The following is a 21,811-nucleotide window of genomic DNA, read 5'->3' as shown; positions in this document are numbered from 1 at the left end:
CGTTAGTGCGTAGTATAGGCTTGATAAGCTTTCTGATATGTTCGAAGGGTTTAAGGGTGATCGGCTCTCAGTTGCGAGTACAATGACCGAATGCGTCGAGTGTGGGGCGGAAGTGTCCCTGCACGACGATCTGGAAGTGGGAGAGATCGTTGACTGTACGACCTGTGGAGCAGAGCTAGAAGTCGTCGACACCGAGCCGCCAGTCCTCGAGCGAGCCCCGGAGCTCGAAGAGGACTGGGGTGAGTGACCTTGCAAATAGGAATACTCTATTCCCGGATTCGCAAGGACGAGAAGCTGCTACTGAACGAGCTTCGCGAACGCGACCACGAGATCGAGAAGATTGACGTCCGCAAGCAGACGTTCGACATCAGCGAGGCCGCCGAAGCGTTCCAGGACCTCGACATCGTCGTCGACCGCTGTCTCGCCACGAGCCGGAGCCTGTACGCCACGCAGTTCTTCGAGGCCTACGGCATCCCCGTGGTCAACAGCCACGAGACCGCGGACATCTGCGCCGATAAGGTCAAGAACAGCCTCGCGCTCGAGAAAGCCGGCGTCCCGACTCCGGCGACGAAAGTCGCCTTCACCAAGGAGACTGCCATGGAGGCTATCGAGCAGTTTGGCTACCCCTGCGTCCTCAAACCCGTCGTGGGTTCGTGGGGCCGCCTGATGGCCAAGATCGACTCGCCAGATGCTGCAGAAGCGATTCTGGAGCACAAGGCCACGCTCGGCCACTACGAGCACAAGGTGTTCTACGTCCAGGAGTTCGTCGACAAACCCGGACGGGACATCCGCGTGCTCGCGACCGACGGCGAGCCGATCGCCGGCATGGTCCGTTCCTCCGACCACTGGATCACCAACGCCGCCAAGGGCGCAGAGACGAACGTCTTCGAGCCCGACGCGGAAGCGAAAGAGTTGGTCAAGAAGGCCAGCGACGCCGTCGGCGGCGGCCTGCTGGGTATCGACCTCATGGAGACCGACGAGGGGTACACGGTCCACGAGGTCAACCACACGGTCGAGTTCAAGGCGCTCGACGGCGCCGTCGACACCGACATCGCCGGCACCGTCGTCGACTGGCTCGAGACGAAGGCAGCCAGCGCGGCCGACGAGCCCCTCGAGGTGAGCGCCTGATGGCGGTCGGCACCGAAACCGGTGCGGACGAACACGCCGAGACCGTCACCGCGACGGTCATCGGCGGGAGCGGGTTTACGGGCGGCGAACTCCTCAGACTCCTCGCCAGTCACCCGAACGTCGAAATCGCGGAGGTTACCAGCCGCTCGAAGGCCGGGAAAAGCGTCGGTTCCGTACACCCGCCCTTGCGGGGGACGGACCTGCGGTTTACCGAACCCGAGGACCTCGAGAGCGTCGACGTCCTGTTCGCGGCGACGCCACACGGCGTCTCGATGGGGCGGATCGACGACTTCTTCCACATCGCGGACACCGTCGTCGATCTCTCGGCGGACTTCCGCCTCGAGAGCGAAGCACAGTACGACGAGTGGTACGACGGCCACAGCGCGCCGGAGTACCTCGAGAAGGCCGAATACGCACTGCCCGAGATCAATCGGGAGAACCTCGCGGGTGCCGAACTCATCGCGGGCGGCGGCTGTAACGCAACCGCGACGATTCTGGGTCTCTACCCGCTGTTCGAGCACGGCATTCTCGACGGTGGAGAACAAATCGTCGTCGACGTCAAAGTCGGCTCCTCCGAAGGGGGAGCGGGCGGCGGCGAGGCCTCAAGTCACCCCGAGCGCTCGGGCGTCGTCCGCCCGTACGCGCCGACGGGCCACCGCCACGAGGCCGAAATTGAGCAGTTCCTCGATACGTCGGTCGCGTTCACCTGCCACGCCGTGGATATGATCCGCGGCGCGAGCGCGACGAACCACGTCTTCCCGTCGGGGCCCGTCTCGAAGGGCGACCTCTGGAAAGCGTACAGAGGGTGCTACGAGGACGAACCGTTCGTCCGGATGGCCGCCGGCGGCTCCGGGGTCTATCGGTATCCGGAACCCAAATCGGTCGCGGGGACGAACCTCGCCGAAGTCGGCTTCGAACTCGACCCGTCGAACAAGCGCATCGTCGTCTTCTCGGCCATCGACAACATGATGAAGGGGTCGGCGGGACAGGCGGTCCACGCCGCCAACATCGCGCTGGGCTTAGAGGAGACGGCCGGGCTCGAGTTTACGGGGCTCCACCCCGTGGGGGCGCCATAGATGACAGTAGTCGTCAAAATCGGCGGCGCCCGCGCCGTCGATCCAGAGGGCGCGCTCGCGGACGTCGCGAGCCTCGTCGAAGACGGCGAGGACGTCGTCCTCACGCACGGCGGCTCGACCGCCGTCGACGAAACGCTCGAGGAACTCGGCCAGGAACCGACCTACGTCGAGACGCCCGGCGGCGTCGTCGGCCGGTTCACCGACGAGGACGCGATGGACGTCTTCAAGATGGTGATGCCGGGTAAGCTCAACACCGATCTGGTGGAGAGCCTACAGAACGAGGGCGTCGACGCCGTGGGCCTCTCGGGTACCGACGGAAAACTGCTCTCCGGCAAGCGCAAGTCCGCCGTTCGCGTCAAGGAAGACGGCAAGAAGAAGATCAAACGCGGCGACCACTCGGGCAAGATCGAGTCGGTCAACGCCGACCTGCTCGAGACCGTCCTGGCGGGGGGGTACACGCCCGTCGTCTCCGTTCCCATGTTGGGGACGGAGAAATCTGGCGGGTACACCGCCGTCAACGCCGATGCCGACCGCGCGGCGGCTGCGATCGCGGGCGCGCTCGAGGCCGACCTGGTCGTCCTCACGGACGTTTCGGGCATCTACGAGGACCCCGACGACGAGTCGACCAAGATCGATTCGGCCGCGACGCCCGCCGAGTTCGAGGGCGTCAAGGCTGCCGCCGAAGGCTTCATGACGAAGAAAGTGATGGCCGCCGAGGAAGCGCTCGAGGGCGGCGCATCGTCCGTTATTGTCGCGACTGCCAACGCCGAGGGGCCGATCACGAGCGCCCTCGCGGGCGAGGGGACGACCCTCGAACCCGGCGTGCTCGAGGCGGAGAACGAAGCGACACAGGAGGCCGCAAAATGAGCGATCACGACTTTATCTCCGGCAGCAAGCCGATCGGTATCGAACGCGGCGAGGGCCCGTACCTCTACACCGCAGACGACACGGCGTATCTCGACGCCGGCGCGAGTTTCGCGTGCACGCCGCTGGGTCACAGCCACCCCGCGGTCGTCGAGGCCGTCCAGGAGCAGGTCGGCAAGCTGACGTTCGTCGACTCCTCCTATCCCGTACAGTCCCGGGAGGACGCCTACGCCGCGCTCGTCGCGGCGACGCCCGACGGACTCGAGTCCGCCTGGTTCTGTAACTCCGGGACCGAGGCCAACGAGGCCGCCTTGAAGTTCGCCCGCTCGGCGACCGGCGAGTCGAAGATCATCGCGGCGACCCGCTCGTTCCACGGCCGAACGATGGGCTCGCTCGCGGCGACCTGGAAGGACAAGTACAAGGAGCCGTTCGAACCCCTCGCTGGGGACGTAGAGTTCGTCCCCTACGGCGACGGCGAGGAGCTCGCAGCCGCCGTGGACGACGAAACCGCAGCCGTCATTCTCGAGCCGATTCAGGGTGAAGGCGGGATCAACGTCCCGCCCGCGGGCTACCTCGAGACGGCCCGCGAACGTACCGAGGAGACCGGCGCGGCGCTCGTCTTCGACGAGGTCCAGACCGGCATGGGACGGACGGGCGAGATGTGGGCCTGCCAGCGCGCGGGCGTCACGCCCGACGTACTCACGACGGCGAAGGGGCTCGGCAACGGCCTGCCCGTCGGTGCGGTCGCAGTTCGCGACTGGATCGCCGACGGCGCGGCCTCCCACAACGCCACGTTCAGCGGCGGTCCCGTCGTCTCCGCGGCGGTCCACGCGACCGTTTCGACGCTGGTCGAAGAAGAGTGGCCCGCCCACGCCGCCGAGATGGGCGACTATCTCACCGGCGAACTCGAGGCCGCAGTCGGCGACGAAGTGCGCGACGTTCGCGGCAACGGCCTGCTCGTCGGGATCGAGTTGAAACGCGGTGCGAACCGCGTCGCTCGCGACCTGGCGATGAACCACCAGATCCTGGCGCTGCCCGCGGGTCGGACCGTGTTGCGCCTGCTGCCGCCGCTCGTGATCGACGAATCGGGAGCCGACCAACTCGTGGACGCACTGACCGAGATCGTCGCTCCCGAGGTGAGCGCGGACTCATGAGCGCGACGATGGAAGAGACGAACGACGTGTCGCTCGAGGACGCACGTCAACTGCTGATCGACCTCGTCTCGATTCCGTCGCCCTCGGGCGAGGAGGCGGCGGCCGCCGAGGAACTCGTCGACTTCTTCGACGGCTACGGGCGCGAAGCGTGGATCGACGAGATCGGCAACGTTCGCGCACCCGCGGACGACGCCGTCCTGTTGACGTCACACATCGACACCGTTCCAGGCGAAATTCCGGTGGAGGTACAGCCGGCGGACGAGGACGACGTCGAGGCGGACATCGCCGACGCGGAAGGCGAGGACGTCCTCTGGGGCCGCGGAAGCGTCGACGCGACCGGCCCGCTGGCCGCGATGGCCGCCGCAGCCGTCCGCACGGGCGTCTCCTTCGTCGGCGTCGTCGGCGAAGAGACCAGTTCCCGAGGCGCACGGCACCTCGTCGAGGATCGCGAGGAACCCGACGCGGTCGTCAACGGCGAGCCAAGCGGTGCGACGGGCATCACGCTCGGTTACCGCGGCTTCCTGGCGGGGACCTACGTCGCCACCAGCGAGTCCGGCCACACCTCGCGACCGGAACCCAACGCGATCCAGCACGCGACCAACTGGTGGAACGGCGTCGAAGCCGCCTTCGAGAACGACGAGTACGGCGTCGGTCCACCGGACCGACGAGACGGAGGCGGCGAAGCCGCCGAAGTACCCGTCTTCGAGCGCGTGACCGCCAAACCCGTCGATATCGACGGCGGGATCAGCGAGGACGGGCTCTCCGTCGAGGCGACGCTCGACGTTCAGTTGCGCGTTCCACCGAGATTGGACGCCGATTCGGTCCGCGAAACGGCCGAAGCCGGCCTCGAGATCGGGACCGTCTCCTGGGACGAGCCGATTCCCCCGGTGATGGAGAGTCCGCGAACCGAGGTCGCGCGCGCGTTCCGGGCGGCGATCCGCAAGGAGGGTGGCGATCCCCGACTCCTGCGCAAGACCGGGACCAGCGACATGAACCTCTACGCCGGGACGTGGGACTGTCCGATGGTCACCTACGGACCCGGGAACTCGGAACTCGATCACGCGCCGGACGAACGCCTCTCGCTGGCGGAGTTCGACCGATCCGTCGAAATCCTCGAGCGCGTTTCGACGACGTTGCGCGGAGGTGACGGCAAATGAACGGAGCCGACACCGAGGACGACAGCGATCCCCGTCACTTCCTCGACATCGACGACGTTTCGCCGAGCGAACTCGACGAGGTCCTCGATCTGGCCCTCGAGTACAAGCGGGCCCAACAGCAGGGCGACGACCACGCCGACCTCGAGGACCAGACACTGGGAATGATCTTCCAGAAGCCGAGTACGCGGACCCGCGTCTCCTTCGAAACGGGGATGACCCAACTCGGCGGCCACGCCGTCTTCCTCGGCGAAGACGACATCCAACTGGGGCGTGGCGAACCGCTGAAAGATACCTCGAGAACGCTCTCGCGGTACGTCGACGCGGTGATGGCCCGCGTGTTCAAACACGAGAACATCGAGGTGCTCGCGGAGTACTCCTCGGTACCGGTCGTCAACGGATTGACCGACGACGCCCACCCCTGCCAGACGCTCGCCGATCTGCTGACGATCCGCGAGCAGGAGGGCGGGCTTGAGGGCGTGTCGGCCGCCTGGGTCGGCGATGGTAACAACGTCGCCCAGTCGTTCGCGCTTGGCTGTGCGATCGCCGGGATCGATCTGACCGTCGCCACGCCCGAGGGGTACGGCATCGACGAAACCGTCTTCGAACGCGCTCGAGACCTCGGCGGCGACCCGACCGTCACGACCGACCCGATCGAAGCCGTTTCCGAGGCCGACATCATCTACACCGACGTCTGGATCAGCATGGGTCAGGAGGACGAACGCGACGTCCGCATGAACGCCTTCGAGGGCTTTCAGGTCAGTTCGGAGCTGCTCGAGTACGCCCCCGAGGCGTCGGTCATGCACTGTCTGCCCGCCCACCGCGGCGAGGAGATCACCGACGAGGTCATCGAGAGCGACCGCTCGGTCGTCTTCGACCAGGCGGAGAATCGCCTTCACGCGCAGAAGGCGCTGTTGAGTTGGGTACTCGAGTAGTACCGAACGCGACGCGTGGCAGTCGCCGATCCCGTTCGGTTTCGAGTGCAGCGATTCGGCGTTCGAGATCGTCGATCCGCCGCGACGATTTGCTACTGTAGCCCCCGGCGATCGAATCAGCATCCACACGGCGCTGTCGCTCGAGTCCCGGCAACGAACGGATGGAACTACGTGAAGCCGATCGTTCTGCTGGAGTCGTCACCGCCGGCGACGACCCCGTATTCACGATCGGCTTCGTATTGACTGCTGTCCGACAGTATCAGGAGAGTTCCTTGAGGTTCGTTACGGTCGAGCGGATCGTCGCCGGTGCGACGTTGGCAACGTCAGCCGCAGTGGCCTGTGTAATCGTCGGCCAGCCCGCGCGCTCACCGGTCGCTTTGTAGAGACAGGCCGCTGCGATACCGCTCGGGTTGCGACCGCTGACCAGGCCTTCGTCGAGCAAGGCGGTGGCGTGTTCCCGGGCCCGACGCTCGATTTCCGTCTCGAGGTCGAGTTTCGAGGCGTATCGCGGCAGGTACTGCGTCGGATCGATCGGTCCCGTCGGGATTCCGAGTTCGCGGTTGAGCGCACCGTATGCGGCGGTGAGCTCGTCGCTATCTGCACGGGCAACAACGGTGATCTCGTCGATCGTCCGCGGGTTCGAACACGTCCGGCAGGTCGCGTAGACCGCAGCCGCGGCGAACCCCTCGAGCGATCGGCCCTGAAAGAGCCCTTCGGACTGGGCCGACTTGAACAGCGTACAGGCCTGGTCTCTGTTCGAGTCCGGAAGCGAGAGCGACGTGTTGAGCCGCCGGATTTCGGTGAAGCCATAGACCTGATTGCGCTTCGCTTTGGTCGAGATCCGTGCGCGATTGTGTTCTCGACGCAGCCGGGAGATTTGCCGGCGCTTTCGGCCGGTTAGTCGAGTGCTGTACCCCGAGTTGGAGCCGGTGCCGTAGCCGATTTCCGTCGAGAGACCGCGATCGTGCCTCGAGCGCGTAAGCGGCGCGCCGGTTCGGCGTTGATCCGTTTTACCGTCGTCGAACGATCGCCATTCCGGGCCGCGATCGATCGCGTCTTCGGCGGAGACGAGACCGCATTCTTCACAGACCGTTTCGGTACTATCGGATCGTAACCTGCCACCACATTCAGGACAGTCTGACGCTGAGTCAATTCCTTCCATTAGATTGCTTCCGTTGACATATGATCGATGCCATTGGTTGCATTTAAACTACATGATTCTATTGAAAATTAAGCGTGGTTAGCGAGTAACAATCGGTAACGGAGATACCGGTCGAATATAGTTCGCAGTAAGTTGGAGCCCCGGGCTGTGAGAATCGGCTCGGCGGCCGGATCGACTGCCGACCGGCGATTCGACAGCTAATCGACTGCCCAGGGTCGAGTGCGCCGTCGACGAGACTCCGTTCTCAGTACCAGCCCGTGAGCAGCCGTCGGAGCGAGCTTCCCGTCCGACGTTCGCCAGTCGATAGGTCACGGTGAGAATCGTCGCGTTCGGCGAGCAGTCGTTCGTATCGGTCGATGACGGACTGCCGTTGCCGTTCGCTCGTCTCGAGTGCGCGTTCGAGCGCGGCGACCTGCATCCGCAGCCGCGTTCGTTCGATCCGGGAGTGAAGTGCCGGCTCGAGCGGACTCGTCTCGCTCGAGCCACCAGCGGAGCCGTCGCTCGACGAGGTGGGTGAGTGGAACTCGAATGCGATACCGGAATCTGAACGGGAACGGGAACGGGAATGGGAACGCGAACCCGAACGAGACGGTCGGTGACTCCGCGGACGGTCGTCAGTAGCGGGGCGTCCATCGGTGTAACGGTGTTCGGCGGCCATGAATTCGAGTTCGGGGTCCGAAGCCAAAAAACGCAGTCAGTCAGCCGTCAGACGCGTCTGACGGAGGACCGACGTTCGAAAGACGCCGGCCAGGGGTTCAGTTCTGCAGGTGCTCGAGCACGCCGTCGGTATCCGCCGGCACCGGCTCCGGATCGGCACCGGCGGCCGCCGCCGCGTCGGGGTCCTTGAGCAGGTGGCCGGTCGTCAGGCAGGCGACGCGTTCGTCGTCGCCGACGATTCCCTCGCGGCGGAGTTTCCGCAGTCCGGCGACGGAGGCCGCGGAGGCGGGTTCGACGCCGATTCCTTCGCCGGCTAGATCGCGCTGGGCATCGGTGATTTCCGCGTCGGAAACGGCGACCGCCGTCCCGCCGGTCTCGCGGATTCCGGGCAGCGCCTTCGGCGCGTTGACCGGGTTACCGATCCGGATCGCCGTCGCGCGCGTCTCGACGTCCTCCCAGCGTCGCACTTCGTCGGCACCGTTCTCGATCGCCTCGACCATCGGCGCCGCGCCCTCGGCCTGAACGCCGGTTAGCTTGGGAACGTCGCTTTCCGCGAGTTCGCCCGCCTGGACGAGTTCGCGGAAGGCCTTGTACAGCGCCGACGTGTTGCCGGCGTTGCCGACCGGCAGCACGATCCGATCCGGGACAGTGTCGTAATCCGCGAGGAAGCCCTCGAGAATCTCGAGCCCGATCGTCTTCTGGCCCTCGAGTCGGAACGGGTTCAGCGAGTTCAGGAGGTAGGCTTCCCCGCCTTCGGCCAGGTCTTGGACGATGTCCAGACAGGCGTCGAAGTTGCCGTCGACCTCGAGGATGCGCGCGCCGTGGAGGCTGGCCTGGGCGACCTTGCCAGCGGCGACCTTTCCCGCGGGCAGGAGAACGAGCGTCTCCATCCCACCGCGGGAACCGTAGGCGGCCAGCGCGGCGCTGGTGTTTCCGGTGGAGGCGCAGGCGAGTCGGTCGACCGCGAGTTCCTTCGCGACTCTGACGCCGACGGTCATCCCGCGGTCCTTGAACGACCCGGTCGGGTTCATCCCCTCGTGTTTGATTCGCAGCGTTTCGACGCCGATATCGTTCTCGAGGCCGGGCACCTCGTACAGCGGCGTCGCTCCTTCCCGGATCGAAACGCCCTCGTCGAACGGCAGGACGGCGCTGTAGCGCCAGACGCCCTCGCCCTCGAACTCGTCGAACGTCGGTAGCTCTTCGTAGCGGGCCTCGAGCAGCCCGTCGCATTCGTCGCAGGTGTAGCGGACGTCGTCGAACGGCGCGAACGTTTCGCCACACTCGATGCACTCGAGCCAGACGCCGTCGTCGGCGTCGGCGGGGGCCTCGGGCTGATCACCGGAGAGGCTGAGACTCATTGTCAGGCGAGAGGGTGGGGAGGGAGAAAAGCGCGTGGGTTCGCTGGCCACGCTCCCGATGACAGGGTCGGTGCAGCGAATCGGACGCCCTAGTTCTAACCGAAACGGTTGACACGCCGATCGCACGGCCGTCGTGCGAGTAGGGATGGATTGACGATCGGCGGCTCCTCTCGAATCGATACCGGCTACAGAGATTCGAGGCCACATCCCGGAGTTCAGCCGTGAGAGTAGTCACACGGGAACCCGTACTCGACAGCGGCCTGCCCGCGCTACCTTTAATCAGCGAGAGAGGCCCGCCGTTCACGGCGTTGACGAGACGCTTCGCGGCTCGTTCGCACACCGGAACGCGCCGCGTTCTGGGGACGGGCGTGAATCGCGTCACTCGACTACACAAACGGCAAGAGTTAGGCCCACTGGCGTCGTTTTCTGAAGTAACTCGCTCGGGAAAAGTGGGGGTGGTTTGGCGTTCCCCCGTCATCAAAAACGCGAGCCTACCCGACGCGAGACTCGAACGCGAATTCGAGTCGGGTCGATGGCACGGCCTGTGCGGTGCAAGCGGATACCCAAGTACACCACGCCTCTTCGAGGCCCGACGTATCACGCACAAACCGGGACCGACCACCGCGGTTGGGAAGTTGCCTTCGGTGGCTCGAACCAGCGGGTCCGAGGCCACGCGTAAGGAATCCTCGTCGTTCACGGCGAGGAGGATGTCAAGTCGTCCGCAGGTTATCCGTACTCGGCTCGTACACCTCGCCTTTCTGTTTGAGCTTCTCGATCTCGTGTTCGGCCTTGGACTGATCCATCCCGATCTCGTCGGCCCGCTCGAGGACGATATCGACGGGTGCCCCGTCGTCGTACTCCTCTTCGATATCGCTGATCAGCTGTTTGATGTTCTTGATCCGATCGCGCTGTGACTTGGACGTGCCCGCCTCGACGATGTCCGCGTCGAACTCGCCCGTCTCGGGATCGACGCCGATATCCTGCAGACAGGAGTGGACGATCTCGATCACCCGTTCCGCGTCGGATTGTTCGACCGTATCGGAGAGGCGAACGCGAGCGCTGGCTTCCGACAACCGAACCAGTGCCTCGAGTTTCCGTGCGGTAACCGGCACCGCAGCGTCCTCATCGGTCCCCTTCGAGCGCAGATCGACGTAGAAATCACGGATCGCCTCGCGGGCAGCCTCGGTCATCCGCGGGTGGCAGTTTTGCTTCGAGTAGGCGATGTACTTCCGCAGGAGTTCGGCGTCGATCTCGGGGTCGACCTGTTCGGTCATCTCCGCGATTTCGTCGCTCGAGACGTCCATCGACGTCATCTGCTCTTGTTGAGTCGTCAACTCGCCCGCGTAGTTGGTGGTGATGATGTGCTCGGCGAGGTTCCGGTCTTTTTCCTCGTCGGGCTCGTCCGTGACGGTGAAGATCAGATCGAACCGGGAGATCAACGCCGGCTCGAGGTCGATCTGCTCGCTGATCGGTTCGTAGTGATCGAAGCGGCCGTATTTGGGGTTTGCCGCGCCCAGTAGCGAACAGCGGGACTTGAGGGTGGCATTGATCCCCGCTTTAGAGACTGAGATTTTCTGTTGCTCTAAGGCCTCGTGCATGGCGCTGCGATCTTCCGAGCGCATCTTATCGAGTTCGTCGACCGCTGCGATGCCTTGATCAGCGAGAACCAACGCACCAGCTTCCAGCGTCCATTGCTGTCCGTCGCCGAAATCGTCTCTCACAGCGGCGGCGGTCAGACCTGCCGAAGAGGAACCCTTACCGGACGTGTAGACGGCTCGAGGGGCGATATTTTTGATATAGCCGAGCATCTGGGAGTTGTGAGAAACGACCCCGTTCGAGATGTAATTGTGAGTGCCCTCAATCTCGAGGTCATACACCCAGTCGTAGTCGGGTTCAACCGTATCGATACTCTCGATGCGGTCCCAGCAGACCGCTCCGTCAACGAACTGCTCGAGGCCAGAGATACTCGTTTTTATGGATCCACCGTCAGCTACAGCAGTATCCCCGGTTTGGCTACCTTCCGGCGGTAGAGCGTCGTTGAACGCTGCAACGACTTTCCGAAGGCTCTCTCGGCTCGGGTTTCTCGACCCTCGTTCGTACTGCTGATACGTCGACCGAGGGAGTCCACAATCCGCCTGTGTAAGCGATAGTGACTCTCGAATCTGCCGGAGCTCTGAACCAATGTTAGGGATACTATCAAGCTGAACTGCGTTTCGTGATTTAGATTGGCGGTAATCAATATCGAGTGTGTCGTCTTCTTCCGTCGGGAGACGTCGAGGTGCTGCAACAAACTGCCCTTCAGTGAGTTCGTCTGCAACAATCGGTTTACATTGGCCGCTATCCTGTACGAATAGGGGATGTGACGGTGTCACCTCGAGTTCCCGGCCGCTCGAGGTCTGAACCCGATACATCTGTTCGGGCGCGTCTCGTTTCCAGACCTTGGTCGCCCGCTGTGGAGCGATCGTTCCGTCGTCCTGCAGCGACGGCACTTCGAGATCGATCTCGTCGTACCAGCCGTCGTCGATCGGTTTTGGATCCTCGAGGTTCGACTCGACGAGTTCACGAATCGGAATGTCGCGCCCATCCGCGAGAGTAACGTTCGTCTCTCCCCGAACACATTTCCCGGTACCCGGATCACCGATAAGGAGCATGTGCAAGTCGCCGCGGATCCGCGAACCGTCGGGCAACTGCTTCGTCACGCCCGAGAACAGCTGCAGGATCATCGCGAGTTTCTCCTGATCGTAGCCGTAGATGGAGGGTGCGATGGAGGCGATCATCTGCTCGTAGATGTCGTCGCTCGAGGAGAGGCGGACGATCTCTTCTTTGTCTTCGTCGGTGATGTCCATGTCCTCGAACTGCTCTTCGTCGATGTCGACGGACATGCCCTCCATGTAGAAGTCGAACACCGGCGACTTCTCCTGCTCGTTGCCCTGTTGTTCGAGGCGGAGCACGCCGGTTGCGGAGACGTGGTCGCCGGGGGTGACTTCGCCGGTGATGTCGTCTTCGATGTGGACGTCGAGCGACTGCGGCGTTTCCCCGCCCCGAAGCCCTTCGGGACTCTCCTGCATGCGGAGCTTCTGGGAGTCGACGAACTCCGACTGGTCGAAGTTCACCTTGAACGGTCCCTGTCGCTCACAGCCCTGGCACTCGTGTGGTTCCTGGAAGTCGCCGCTGGACTGTGGAATGCGAGTGAGGGTCCCACAGAGTTGGCATTCGAAGGCGGCTTCCTCGATTTTCGGCCGGACGTCGGTCGCTTTCCGGACGATGCCGTGGACCTGAACGAGGGAGTTCATGTCCCGAGCGCGAATGTCCCGAATTTCGGGCGATTCGGTCTCGGGGAGGTTCCGAATTCGGACGTGGGCCTGGCCGAGGCTCACGTCGATCGGAAGATCGTACAGTCGCAGCGCCTCTTCGGCGTAGCGCTGGAGCTGTTCGGGCTGGTTGAGATAGTCGTCTGCGAGGTCGGGATCGAACCGATAGAGATCCTCCCACTCGACGTGAAGCGAGCGCTGCTCGTTGGGATACTGCTGCGCAAGCTGTTTGATCTCGTTATCGTAGTAGTTGCGGAAGAACTGCTCGAACGAGTCGACGAGTTCGGTATTTCCCGCTTGCGCCATTGCACTGTGATAGGGATGCCATCGGGTATAAATGGTGGCAAAGCGGACCGAAACTGGTCGCGCTCGAGTCGGCGGTGCGCTCCGTCCAAAACCGGTCGGGACGATGGCGGTTCGAAACGGGGACGGACAGGTATTTCGAAGACTGTTACACGTACCCGCGTGACCGCACACCGGCCGTGACCGCGCCGGAACCGACTGACAGCAGCCCGTCTCAGCGCCGGGCCAGTAGCCCGGCCGTCGCTTATCCCAACGCTATCGCTGCTCTCCACTCGAGAACCCGAACGGATTGATTCTGGGCCACAGTCGAATCGCCCGTTCGAAAACCGTCTCCAGGGCCCTACGCTGGAGACACACACGCCGCGTTCCCGTATACCTTCGATGCGTGGCCTCACTATGTATTTGTTTTCTTTGGTTATGTATGTGCGGCCAATCTGTTTTGGTACTTCGCGACGAATGAATCGGTATCGAGACTGTCCCTCGAGATTACGCGTCTTCGCCGAGTTCGTTCGAGGCCACGCCGAGTGTTGCGATCGAGCGGATCGCCTCTTCGACGGTGATGTCGACGTCGTAGACGTGCTCGGCGGGCATGTGCATGATGAACCCGTTGGTCGTCGGATTCGGGCCGAGCGGAACCATGAGCGTCACCATTGCTCCGTTATCGACCCGGTCCTCGACTTCGGGTGGCGTCTTCGCGGTGAGAAAGCCGAGCATGTAGGCGTCCCGGTGGGGGAACTCGACGAGTTTGACGTCCTGGAACTGCTCGGTGTCGTCGTCGACCAACATTCGACTCGCCCGACGTACGCTCTCGTAAACCGTGCTGATCCCCGGAATCGTCTCCATCGCGGCGTGGACGCGCTTGGAGATGGCCCGGCCGGGCGTGTAGTCGGCGGCGATACCGACCACGAGAAAGAATGTGACCAGCGACACGAGGGTGACAAACTCGACGACGATGGTCGGCGGATCGTTCGGCAGGACGTAGATAATTCCCTGGACGATCGGTGAGAGCACACCCAGAACGAAATCGATGACGATGATGAACACGAGCAGCGTAATCACCAACGGAATCGTGATCGCGACGCCGTTAATCAGCCAGCGTTTGAACCGACCTCGAATACGTCTCCGGCCGCGGCGACGGTCACGGTCTCGAGACTCCGCCATGAGTCTCGAGTGATGTGACGATTCCCGGAAACCGTTCGGCTTGCAGGGACCGTCGTTTCAGGTGATGAATCCGGGTTTCGTTCCGAGCCTGTCCAGCGTGCCGGATCAGTGTACAGGCGGTACAAGGCGACTGCCCCGGGGCTTGACCCTGGGGTGGGTTCACGCCGCAAAGACACTCCTGTCGGGGTAACTCCACACATTCGGAACGTAGATCGATTTCTGTGGAGGCGGTCGATACCGGAAACTGTCACGAGGTCACGCGATGACGTCACGAGGGCGTGCTCGGTGAACGTGGAGCGGAAGTTCCCCGCTATCGATCCCCGTTCCGCTCTCTCCGTGACCTCGAGTGGCCACTGCACGGCTCACTTTTACCTCAGTCATCGATGTAGGGCCGATCGGATCACTCATGGATATCACGGTCGAGCAGGCGCAAGTGGTCGTCGACTACGATGGTACGGACTACGCGTTCGAAGTAGTCGGCGATAATGTGCTGAAGTTTGTGGCCTCGAGCGGTTCCGACGCCGTCGTCCCTGACGACGTTATCGAGGAACTCGAAACGAGCGGTTACATCATCCACCCGAACGAGTGACGACGGTCACTATCGCTTGCGGGGTATCGCATGTTCGTTCGAGTTGCGTGTTCTCGAACGCCTCACGGCGCTCGAGGTTCTCAAAACGATCGACGTCCGAGTAGAGACGACGTACTGCCGACGCGCCAGATTTGAATACCGCTCTGCGTCGACCTGACCCCCGCACCGACCAGCGTATGTTGGTAACGTCTTCGCGTCGCCACGCACCGCTGTGCGGAGTATAGACACCGGGATCGAATCGGTTGATATAACGAATCCGCGTCTCACGGATTTGTCCGGCGCAAAATTAGTGGGATCGCCCGGCGTTGCTCTATTGCTGTTCGCGTGGTTCTTGGGGCCTAACAAACCAATATTCTTACTCTCCATTGTTTAATTAATTCCGAGCTTGTCGATATGTGCTCGCCGCCGCTTTTCCATCCGCTCTCGTTTCTGAGACTTGTCATAATACTCGTCTATCACGTCCTGTGATGCGTTCACTCTCTCAGAGGTTACCTCTCGAGGAACGCCCCGGTCGCAGTGCCAAGTGATCGAACCAGTTCGAACATGGTGCGGTGCGCGTGACGACGGACACTGACTCGACGTCGAATAACTGCTGAACTCACACGCTTCCGGGTCGTACCCATGAGGACACGCGGCGCTGACACAGGGGAAGGTCGCGAGATACATCCAAATCCGAACCGTGTCGGGTTGTGGACGACCCTGCATCGACGAAAGCAGTGGCTGCCGACCATGTTCGTCGTGCTTATCGTACCGGTGTCTCTGGATGTACGTCGAGATCGTTTTACAAACGTGTTCGTTCAGCGCAACCACTCGTTCGCCTTCGTGCTTGTTCTTCAGCCCCGTCTCCGATTCTGGCCGATGAACGAATTCGATCGTCTGCTCGTCGCGATCGTCGTCGCGGAGATCAAGCGCTCGGAGTCCGCCGAGTCTCGCTCCAGTGTGCCACGCTGTCTCCAACAACGCGTGTCGCCTGCAACCGCGTAAGGTGTCGTCCGAACGATAGTGTCGAATCAACTCGAGCGCTTGCTCTGTCGATAACTTCGTCTCACGTGACCGCTCATCTCGAGGGACGTGCGGAACGTTCACCCGCTCAGTAAGACCCTCTTCAACGGCCTCGATCCGCTCGAGATATTCGATGAACGTTTTAATCGTCTCCATCTCGTTGTGGAGCGTCGTCGAAGCCACATCCTGACCAGAGCGATGAGATTCGTACTGATCGAGTGTCCAGCCATCCAACTCGGAGACCGTCTCAATCGCATTGTCTTCGCACCATTCAGCGAACAATTTCAACCGGTAGTGGTACGTCGACGCGGTTTCCTCCGTTAGTTCCGTTCGCCGGCCATCGAGATACCGGTGCCACGCTTCGCGTGGCGTCATCTCTTCAGGCGTAATCATTTGCACTCACCCTCGTCTGGAGTGGGTGGAACGTGTGGCGGGACGGGACGTTCCTCGCGGAACTGGTCAACCATTCGTTCCTCCCGGCGCATTCGGCAGCAGTTACAGACTGACGGCCGCGGCTGGTCATCGAGTGCCAGATCCGGCTTGTACCGAAGCGTTGCCTGGTCGCCGCAGTCGTCGCAGACGCCGTACAGGCTCATCGGTCATCACGCCCCTGCCAGTTCTCGGCGAACCGCAGCGCGCTCATCGGCCCATCTTCGCAGTCGTCGCGTTCGAACAGTCGATCGGCGATCGCCGTCTGCAGCGCGGTTCCCGACCGGTTCCGCGGCTCCGTTTCGGAAACGTGGTGGTCGTCGACGTGCGCGGCCAGCTGGTCGATCGCGTCGATCGTCTCGACGAGCGCCGCGTTCTGATAGCGGATCTCGGTCGCGATCGCCTCGAGGGCCTCCGCCTGGCGTTCCATCGCGTCGGCCTGGCGCTCCAGGGCGAGAAACTCGTCGCTCATCGAGTCACCTCGAGAGCGTTACTCTGGTTACAGTATCCGGTACGCTTACCGTGGTTGCGTGCAATTTTGCTCATGGTCTCACTCTGTGGGACCGCGGACGAGCCGTGCACGCCACTGCTTTGGATACGGGGGCGTGCGCGGCTGCTGTCCGTCGGTGCGTTGTAACGACTGTATGCTGCACTCTTAGTCCTATCCGGGTCGTTTCCGTAATTTCCGAAAAGCGTCTGCGGGCGGTTCGACTCGAGCGTGGGCTGTCGGCTAAGGCTCGAGTACTGCGGTCTATCGGGGGGTTTTTGCCCCGTGCGGTTGCGCGAATACATGCTTCCGTAGCTGGTTTACGGAAGCCAGGCGGGCCGATGTCCCAAGCATCGGGTCCGCATTTCTGACGAGAACCCGACCGGGTACCGGCGGGTCCGTCTGGCCTCCGTCACCCGCACTGAAACATCCCGTCTACTTATAATCAACCGACCGTACGTTAATCTACAGAGTAACAAATGGTTCGCCAGACGAATCTAATCAGTATTGATAAAATGCCGGTACAGAACGTTTCCATATGCGAAGACCGAGGGTGTCGTGGATGACACAGGCGGATGACAGAATCCTCGAGACTCTCACAGATAGTGGGCTGACGCTGTCTCCGCGCGTTCTCTCGGTGAATACGGATTACTCACGACACTACCTGAGTACACGTCTCGGAAAGCTGGCCGACGCCGGACTCGTCGATCGCGTCGACGAGGGACTGTACCGGATCACCGATCACGGTCACGCGTATCTCGAAGGTGACCTCCTGGCTTCGGATCTGGAAAAAGAGGAGTAGGTTCCGATAACTGATTCACTCGGTGGGCTCGTTCGGGGTGCGATACCGCGGCTGCAGTCCAAGCGATTGAGCAGCAGCCGCCGAGATCGTCACCGCTCGATCGCTGGCGGTCACAGGTTCCTTCGCGATGTCTTCGACCAGCGCGGCCAGCTCATCGCGATAGCGTGTCGATCGTTCTTCCTGAATGTGTACCGTATTCTTGTCTCGGTGATGGATCGCCCGATTCGCCAGATACGCGAGTACGAATACTTCGCGAGTCTCGAACGGCGCGTCGTCGAGATACCACGGGAGCGAGAGATCCTCGAGGTCAGCTTTCGGTCCGATCGGCGCGCCAAGGACGGCCAGCGTTCGGCCGAGTACGGATGCGTCGTCGGTCGGCCGGACTTCCGTTGCCCGGCCGTCGTCATCCTCGTTGAAGAACTCGTACTCGAGCCCGGCACCCTCGAGGGCGTCGATCACGTGAGAGCGGTGGTCGCGGTGGTTCAGTGCGAACGACGGCTGGAACCGTTCCTTGTCGATCGAGCCACCGGAGAAAACGTTCGCGACGAGCGTGTTCAGGGCGACGAATTCGGGGTCCTGATATGTCGCATCGAGCCAGCCGTAGTCGCGGGCCGTCTCGATAGCGTGGGCTGGGTCCGGTTTGCTCCCCTCGTCGAGCCACGGGCGGATTCGAGAGCGAGGAATTTCGAGCGCCGTCGAGATCGCGTGCGAGCCCTTGTTCGGATGTTCGCTCGCGTATCGCATGACTGCCTCGTAATCGAGCACCGCAGTCCACGGGTCCTCGTAGGACCGCGGATCGTAGGTGCGCGCCAGGTCGCGTTCGTCGATCAACGGTTCATCCCACTCCATAGTTGGCGATTGCCTCGAACTGGCAAAACGGTATCGTCTACGGTCTCACATGTGATATCGCAAGACGACGCGGCTTCAAGACCGCGCTGTAGGGTTTCTGTACCCACTTGATTATCAGGATTGAAAGTGACTATTACATATCTTTTGACACAAACATTCTCACTAACAACTAATTATATATACGGTGAATCCACTGGATGCTATCAGCACCGGAAACAACGAGAAGGCGACGCCGAGGTGTTGTGGTTTCCAATCCCCCTCGAGCGTCACCGGGTGCCTACCACAGTACCGGGGATAAGCTTTCTCACCGTTCACGGGTGCGTGATAAACATGGATTTGAAAGAAGTCAAACCGAAGCTGATCGGTAGTAAAGAAGAACGGGCAGTGAGCCCGGTTATCGGTGTCGTGCTGATGGTTGCAGTCACCGTCATTCTGGCAGCGGTTATTGCTGCGTTCGTGATGGGCATGGGCGATGATCTCCAAGATGATGGAATTCCTGCGAACGTTGGGACGGACATGAATGCCAATTCCGACTGGCACCCTGATGAAGACGAAAATGAAGAAAGCCTATTCTATCTTTCCCACCAAACAGGGGATAGCTTTAGCGCAGAAAATATGCGGGTTGTAGTTAGAGGTGAAAACAATGAAGAATTAGCTTCATTCGACTCGGATAGTGACTGGGCTGATGTTTCTGATGGACACCTTTCAGGTGATGATACTGTCTCAATCTTAGTGAACGGAGAAAGCGGGGATGCAATAGACGAGGAAGAGTTTGATGGCGGCTCTACAGTTGAAATCAGTATGAGTACATCCGCTGATAATGCAGGTGATACAGAACTTGCTGACGATAGCGATCCAGAACCTGCACATGAAGACATAACCGTTCAAATTATCCACAGTTCAAGTGATACTACTGTCGGAGATCATACTCACGAATTGCCAGATAATTTGGACGATACCGACTTCGACTACTAACAACGATACACATCCATTAATTGGATCTGTATCCAATTACGATAATTATTTTACCAATGTATACTCTACGTGTATGTATCCTATAGGATCTATTTGATCAATTTTGCTCACCTGTGAATTCCCTCAACAAGTTCAAGCATCCATTCACCGTCTCCAATATGCCGAACGTGAATTTGGTGCTCCCCATCAACATCACCGTTCTCGTCGAGCAGTCCCTCAATACGAAGATCGTCCTTCGGTAACGTAATCCCGGCTGAGTTCTGGTCTAACTGTCTGAGTTTATTCAACGCCATGGGACTGGCAGCAACCCGCCTTGGTATAAAGTTTGTTGAACCTTGGTTTTCCTGACCTTTTCGTCGGGGCGGGGAAACGGGGCGTTCGTATGGCACTTAGCCTACCGCAGAATATGGTTCCCGGCTCGGTTCGCCGGGAAGACGGCATCGACCTCACAGATAGCATTCTCGCGCCGTTGTTCGTGATGGCGTCGTTCGCGATGGGGGCGGTCGGAACGTTCGAGTTCTTCGCTCCGTTCAACCGCTCACTCACGGACGCGCTGTACGCGGCTCACGGCACCGAGATCACGTACGCGTTCATCCTCGGGATGGGGATTCTCGTCACGGCCTGGCTTACGAACGAGAACACGCCGGAAGAGTGGACCGACATCGAGACCGTCGTTGTCCTCCTGGCCGTGATTCTGAACATCCTGACCGGACTCGTGCCGGCCGTCTCCGTCGCAATGGGATCGATGTGGTACATCGGCTGGTTCACGGTCATTCTGAACGCCGGCGCGTTCTACGTTATCGCCTACAAGTAATCGCTTCAGAGGGTCACAATGCAATTTTCCAACTTCACCACGGCAGTCGTCGCACTTTCACTCATCACTATCGCGATCGCCGGTTTCGCGGCGGTCGGCGCGGCCGAAGACACGGAGCTGACTGAGCTCGAGAACACGACAGTCGAAACCACCGAGAATACTAGCTACGTTGAGCTCGATCTCGAGTTCGCCGAAGAGTTTACGAACACCGATTCGGAAGCCCTCGCGCTGACGGTCTATGACGAGACCGAGTACAACGAGTCTGGCGAGAACGCGACGGCCGTGCTCGAGGACAGCGTAACCGGCTCGCCGAACGAGACGGTGAGGAACGAGTACACTGTCGGCACGGAAGCCGAGGACGACCTTGAACCGGAAACCGAGTATCGCGCGATCATCGAAGTCGAGAACGAGGACCACATCGCGGGCGGGTACATCGCGGCCGACGACGAGTCCGTTGGCGGCGTGATGTTCGGCGAGGACGCTGACAGCGTGCCCGGCTTCGGTGCCGGTGTCGCCGTCGCCGCGGCGGCGATCGCGACGGCCGGCCTGGTCGCTCGCACTCGAGCGGGAGGTGCATGATGTCGGCTGCAGATGACGGCGGGCCACAGCCCACGGCCCACGAAAATACGGGGCCGACTCGTCGCGGGTTCCTCGAGCGGGGCGGGGCGATGGTCGGCGGGCTCGCCGTGATCGGTGCGGGCGGGTCGCAAGTCGGGCCTCAGTTCTCGCCGGTTGGACGTGCACAAGCTGCGTGTGTTCCCTGTGTTGCTGCTGGAGCTATCGGAATTGGCTACGTTGCCGGTGTTGCTCACGAACTGCGGCGAGACTACGAACGTGGGGTCTTCGATCGACAGATGCTCGCGATCATCGGCGGCTCGAGCACGGTCGCCGTCGCCGCGATCGCGAAGGGTGCGTACTCGTTCGGCGTGATCGGTCTGTTGACCGCGGCGTTGTTCATCTACCAGCCGGCGCAAGCTGATCGGCGCTGGCGAGACGAACGGAGGGTGGACCCGTGAGGCTCCGTCGTCGGCTCTCTCGGCACTCAGCAGACGTTGTTATCGCCGTCCTGCTCGCGACCGTCGCGGGCGGGCTGTGGGAACTACCGGCGGTCCTGCTCGCGATCAAACTGAACGTGTTCGCGATACCGCTGGCGCTGGCCGGAGTCTTCGACTTTCCGCTGTGGACGTGGTACGTAAATTCTCTCATGTGGGCGTCTCAACTGCTGTACTACACAGGAACCGACATTCCCGAAACGATCAACCGCCTTCGCGAGTGGGACCGACCGACCGTCCCGATCGGGACGCAGGCCCAGCCCATCGAAACGGAGACTCATGAACCGGAGTAAGCGAGCGAACCACTTCGGCACGGCGTGTGAGAAACGAATGGCCAAGAAACGCCGGTTCACGCTCGAGCGGGCCAGCTGGCACGATGCTCGGTTTCAGAACGGAACGCCGGTCGAAATCAAGAGCACGATGCTCGAGCACAGTGATGGCCAGCCGGGGAATTTCAAGGTCTATCGCGAGTATCACGAAAAGCTCCGGCGAGCGGACGGCTGGTACTGTTTCGTCGTCTACCGGCCACACGGACGCTCTGGCTGTACT

Annotated in this window: 25 protein-coding genes; 15 read left to right on the top strand and 10 right to left on the bottom strand. The window is 61.6% G+C overall.

Features of this window, described 5'->3' with window-relative positions:
• The first annotated feature begins 82 nt into the window (after positions 1–82).
• From lysW to argF, 7 genes are read left to right on the top strand one after another with little or no spacing between them, the layout of a single operon-like run.
• Positions 83–247, top strand: a complete 165-nt coding sequence (gene lysW / locus GS429_RS12260; protein ID WP_005554620.1) for a lysine biosynthesis protein LysW — start codon at positions 83–85, stop codon at positions 245–247.
• Complete coding sequence (gene lysX / locus GS429_RS12255) at positions 244–1,128, top strand: lysine biosynthesis protein LysX (RefSeq protein WP_328821372.1); 885 nt, start codon at positions 244–246, stop codon at positions 1,126–1,128. The genes lysW and lysX overlap by 4 nt, the downstream gene beginning before the upstream one ends.
• A complete protein-coding gene (gene argC / locus GS429_RS12250; RefSeq protein WP_160065643.1) occupies positions 1,128–2,204 on the top strand; it encodes an N-acetyl-gamma-glutamyl-phosphate reductase in 1,077 nt (358 codons plus the stop codon). Before lysX ends, argC begins: the two co-directional genes overlap by 1 nt.
• On the top strand, positions 2,205–3,071 hold the full coding sequence (locus GS429_RS12245) for an acetylglutamate/acetylaminoadipate kinase (protein WP_160065642.1): 867 nt from the start codon (positions 2,205–2,207) through the stop codon (positions 3,069–3,071). It abuts the gene before it with no gap.
• Positions 3,068–4,222, top strand: a complete 1,155-nt coding sequence (locus tag GS429_RS12240; protein ID WP_160065641.1) for an aspartate aminotransferase family protein — start codon at positions 3,068–3,070, stop codon at positions 4,220–4,222. Before GS429_RS12245 ends, GS429_RS12240 begins: the two co-directional genes overlap by 4 nt.
• Positions 4,219–5,379, top strand: a complete 1,161-nt coding sequence (locus GS429_RS12235; RefSeq protein ID WP_160065640.1) for a [LysW]-lysine hydrolase — start codon at positions 4,219–4,221, stop codon at positions 5,377–5,379. The genes GS429_RS12240 and GS429_RS12235 overlap by 4 nt, the downstream gene beginning before the upstream one ends.
• Entirely contained in the window at positions 5,376–6,311 is a 936-nt protein-coding gene (gene argF, locus GS429_RS12230) for an ornithine carbamoyltransferase (RefSeq protein ID WP_160065639.1), read from the top strand. The genes GS429_RS12235 and argF overlap by 4 nt, the downstream gene beginning before the upstream one ends.
• Positions 6,312–6,570: 259 nt before the next feature.
• Here the strand turns inward: argF and GS429_RS12225 are convergent, their stop codons facing one another.
• The 5 genes from GS429_RS12225 to GS429_RS12205 form a co-directional block, all read right to left on the bottom strand.
• On the bottom strand, positions 6,571–7,473 hold the full coding sequence (locus GS429_RS12225) for a transcription initiation factor IIB (protein ID WP_160065638.1): 903 nt from the start codon (positions 7,471–7,473) through the stop codon (positions 6,571–6,573).
• 244 nt (positions 7,474–7,717) lie between these two features.
• Positions 7,718–8,131, bottom strand: a complete 414-nt coding sequence (locus GS429_RS22200; protein WP_235920800.1) for a hypothetical protein — start codon at positions 8,129–8,131, stop codon at positions 7,718–7,720.
• 97 nt (positions 8,132–8,228) lie between these two features.
• Positions 8,229–9,488, bottom strand: coding sequence for a threonine synthase (gene thrC, locus GS429_RS12215; protein ID WP_160065637.1), 1,260 nt, complete (start codon positions 9,486–9,488; stop codon positions 8,229–8,231).
• 710 nt (positions 9,489–10,198) lie between these two features.
• Entirely contained in the window at positions 10,199–13,105 is a 2,907-nt protein-coding gene (locus tag GS429_RS12210) for a helix-turn-helix domain-containing protein (RefSeq protein ID WP_160065636.1), read from the bottom strand.
• A 483-nt stretch (positions 13,106–13,588) separates the two neighbouring features.
• On the bottom strand, positions 13,589–14,263 hold the full coding sequence (locus GS429_RS12205; RefSeq protein ID WP_160065635.1) for a DUF502 domain-containing protein: 675 nt from the start codon (positions 14,261–14,263) through the stop codon (positions 13,589–13,591).
• A gap of 406 nt (positions 14,264–14,669) precedes the next feature.
• Between GS429_RS12205 and GS429_RS12200 the strand changes: the two genes are divergently transcribed.
• On the top strand, positions 14,670–14,852 hold the full coding sequence (locus tag GS429_RS12200; protein ID WP_160065634.1) for a hypothetical protein: 183 nt from the start codon (positions 14,670–14,672) through the stop codon (positions 14,850–14,852).
• Between the two features lie 369 nt (positions 14,853–15,221).
• Here GS429_RS12200 and GS429_RS12195 read toward each other — a convergent pair whose 3' ends face one another.
• From GS429_RS12195 to GS429_RS12185, 3 genes are read right to left on the bottom strand one after another with little or no spacing between them, the layout of a single operon-like run.
• Positions 15,222–16,247, bottom strand: a complete 1,026-nt coding sequence (locus tag GS429_RS12195) for a tyrosine-type recombinase/integrase (protein ID WP_160065633.1) — start codon at positions 16,245–16,247, stop codon at positions 15,222–15,224.
• Positions 16,244–16,450, bottom strand: coding sequence for a hypothetical protein (locus GS429_RS12190; RefSeq protein ID WP_160065632.1), 207 nt, complete (start codon positions 16,448–16,450; stop codon positions 16,244–16,246). Before GS429_RS12190 ends, GS429_RS12195 begins: the two co-directional genes overlap by 4 nt.
• Positions 16,447–16,755, bottom strand: coding sequence for a hypothetical protein (locus GS429_RS12185; RefSeq protein ID WP_160065631.1), 309 nt, complete (start codon positions 16,753–16,755; stop codon positions 16,447–16,449). The genes GS429_RS12190 and GS429_RS12185 overlap by 4 nt, the downstream gene beginning before the upstream one ends.
• A 577-nt stretch (positions 16,756–17,332) precedes the next feature.
• Between GS429_RS12185 and GS429_RS12180 the strand changes: the two genes are divergently transcribed.
• The gene (locus GS429_RS12180) at positions 17,333–17,572 is read left to right on the top strand and encodes a helix-turn-helix domain-containing protein (protein WP_160065630.1); all 240 of its coding nucleotides are present in this window, start codon (positions 17,333–17,335) and stop codon (positions 17,570–17,572) included.
• 15 nt (positions 17,573–17,587) lie between these two features.
• On the opposite strand, the gene GS429_RS12175 is transcribed toward GS429_RS12180, so the two are convergent.
• Positions 17,588–18,421 (bottom strand): hypothetical protein, encoded by an 834-nt coding sequence (locus GS429_RS12175; protein WP_160065629.1) that lies wholly within the window; start codon positions 18,419–18,421, stop codon positions 17,588–17,590.
• A 330-nt stretch (positions 18,422–18,751) separates the two neighbouring features.
• Between GS429_RS12175 and GS429_RS12170 the strand changes: the two genes are divergently transcribed.
• Positions 18,752–19,396: a type IV pilin domain-containing protein gene (locus GS429_RS12170; protein ID WP_160065628.1), complete on the top strand. Its 645-nt coding sequence runs from the start codon at positions 18,752–18,754 to the stop codon at positions 19,394–19,396.
• A gap of 107 nt (positions 19,397–19,503) precedes the next feature.
• Here GS429_RS12170 and GS429_RS12165 read toward each other — a convergent pair whose 3' ends face one another.
• Positions 19,504–19,689, bottom strand: coding sequence for a DUF8053 family protein (locus GS429_RS12165; protein ID WP_160065627.1), 186 nt, complete (start codon positions 19,687–19,689; stop codon positions 19,504–19,506).
• A gap of 89 nt (positions 19,690–19,778) precedes the next feature.
• Between GS429_RS12165 and GS429_RS12160 the strand changes: the two genes are divergently transcribed.
• The 5 genes from GS429_RS12160 to GS429_RS12140 all read left to right on the top strand — a co-directional run.
• On the top strand, positions 19,779–20,210 hold the full coding sequence (locus GS429_RS12160) for a DUF8023 family protein (RefSeq protein ID WP_160065626.1): 432 nt from the start codon (positions 19,779–19,781) through the stop codon (positions 20,208–20,210).
• An 18-nt stretch (positions 20,211–20,228) separates the two neighbouring features.
• The gene (locus GS429_RS12155; RefSeq protein WP_160065625.1) at positions 20,229–20,789 is read left to right on the top strand and encodes a hypothetical protein; all 561 of its coding nucleotides are present in this window, start codon (positions 20,229–20,231) and stop codon (positions 20,787–20,789) included.
• The gene (locus GS429_RS22195; protein WP_235920799.1) at positions 20,789–21,226 is read left to right on the top strand and encodes a hypothetical protein; all 438 of its coding nucleotides are present in this window, start codon (positions 20,789–20,791) and stop codon (positions 21,224–21,226) included. The genes GS429_RS12155 and GS429_RS22195 overlap by 1 nt, the downstream gene beginning before the upstream one ends.
• Positions 21,223–21,555 carry a hypothetical protein gene (locus tag GS429_RS12145; protein WP_160065624.1) on the top strand — a complete coding sequence of 111 codons (333 nt, stop codon included), beginning with the start codon at positions 21,223–21,225 and terminating at the stop codon, positions 21,553–21,555. The genes GS429_RS22195 and GS429_RS12145 overlap by 4 nt, the downstream gene beginning before the upstream one ends.
• Positions 21,542–21,811, top strand: a 270-nt coding sequence (locus GS429_RS12140; RefSeq protein WP_235920798.1) for a PD-(D/E)XK family putative nuclease, incomplete at its 3' end; no start/stop codon positions are given. The genes GS429_RS12145 and GS429_RS12140, both read left to right, overlap by 14 nt.

This window comes from Natronorubrum halalkaliphilum (genome assembly GCF_009834785.1).
Classification (GTDB): Archaea; Halobacteriota; Halobacteria; order Halobacteriales; family Natrialbaceae; genus Natronorubrum; species Natronorubrum halalkaliphilum.
Note: the sequence above shows the minus strand (reverse complement) of the source record. Positions and strands in the feature narration are given on the sequence as shown.

Excerpts from the sequence above, each read along its gene's own strand:
- lysW (WP_005554620.1), top strand. The coding sequence starts at position 83 with ATGACCGAATGCGTCGAGTGTGGGGCGGAAGTGTCCCTGCACGACGAT.
- argC (WP_160065643.1), top strand. The coding sequence starts at position 1,128 with ATGGCGGTCGGCACCGAAACCGGTGCGGACGAACACGCCGAGACCGTC.
- GS429_RS12245 (WP_160065642.1), top strand. The coding sequence starts at position 2,205 with ATGACAGTAGTCGTCAAAATCGGCGGCGCCCGCGCCGTCGATCCAGAG.
- GS429_RS12240 (WP_160065641.1), top strand. The coding sequence starts at position 3,068 with ATGAGCGATCACGACTTTATCTCCGGCAGCAAGCCGATCGGTATCGAA.
- GS429_RS12235 (WP_160065640.1), top strand. The coding sequence starts at position 4,219 with ATGAGCGCGACGATGGAAGAGACGAACGACGTGTCGCTCGAGGACGCA.
- argF (WP_160065639.1), top strand. The coding sequence starts at position 5,376 with ATGAACGGAGCCGACACCGAGGACGACAGCGATCCCCGTCACTTCCTC.
- GS429_RS12225 (WP_160065638.1), bottom strand. The coding sequence starts at position 7,473 with ATGGAAGGAATTGACTCAGCGTCAGACTGTCCTGAATGTGGTGGCAGG.
- GS429_RS22200 (WP_235920800.1), bottom strand. The coding sequence starts at position 8,131 with ATGGCCGCCGAACACCGTTACACCGATGGACGCCCCGCTACTGACGAC.
- thrC (WP_160065637.1), bottom strand. The coding sequence starts at position 9,488 with ATGAGTCTCAGCCTCTCCGGTGATCAGCCCGAGGCCCCCGCCGACGCC.
- GS429_RS12210 (WP_160065636.1), bottom strand. The coding sequence starts at position 13,105 with ATGGCGCAAGCGGGAAATACCGAACTCGTCGACTCGTTCGAGCAGTTC.
- GS429_RS12205 (WP_160065635.1), bottom strand. The coding sequence starts at position 14,263 with ATGGCGGAGTCTCGAGACCGTGACCGTCGCCGCGGCCGGAGACGTATT.
- GS429_RS12200 (WP_160065634.1), top strand. The coding sequence starts at position 14,670 with ATGGATATCACGGTCGAGCAGGCGCAAGTGGTCGTCGACTACGATGGT.
- GS429_RS12195 (WP_160065633.1), bottom strand. The coding sequence starts at position 16,247 with ATGATTACGCCTGAAGAGATGACGCCACGCGAAGCGTGGCACCGGTAT.
- GS429_RS12190 (WP_160065632.1), bottom strand. The coding sequence starts at position 16,450 with ATGAGCCTGTACGGCGTCTGCGACGACTGCGGCGACCAGGCAACGCTT.
- GS429_RS12185 (WP_160065631.1), bottom strand. The coding sequence starts at position 16,755 with ATGAGCGACGAGTTTCTCGCCCTGGAGCGCCAGGCCGACGCGATGGAA.
- GS429_RS12180 (WP_160065630.1), top strand. The coding sequence starts at position 17,333 with ATGACACAGGCGGATGACAGAATCCTCGAGACTCTCACAGATAGTGGG.
- GS429_RS12175 (WP_160065629.1), bottom strand. The coding sequence starts at position 18,421 with ATGGAGTGGGATGAACCGTTGATCGACGAACGCGACCTGGCGCGCACC.
- GS429_RS12170 (WP_160065628.1), top strand. The coding sequence starts at position 18,752 with ATGGATTTGAAAGAAGTCAAACCGAAGCTGATCGGTAGTAAAGAAGAA.
- GS429_RS12165 (WP_160065627.1), bottom strand. The coding sequence starts at position 19,689 with ATGGCGTTGAATAAACTCAGACAGTTAGACCAGAACTCAGCCGGGATT.
- GS429_RS12160 (WP_160065626.1), top strand. The coding sequence starts at position 19,779 with ATGGCACTTAGCCTACCGCAGAATATGGTTCCCGGCTCGGTTCGCCGG.
- GS429_RS12155 (WP_160065625.1), top strand. The coding sequence starts at position 20,229 with ATGCAATTTTCCAACTTCACCACGGCAGTCGTCGCACTTTCACTCATC.
- GS429_RS22195 (WP_235920799.1), top strand. The coding sequence starts at position 20,789 with ATGTCGGCTGCAGATGACGGCGGGCCACAGCCCACGGCCCACGAAAAT.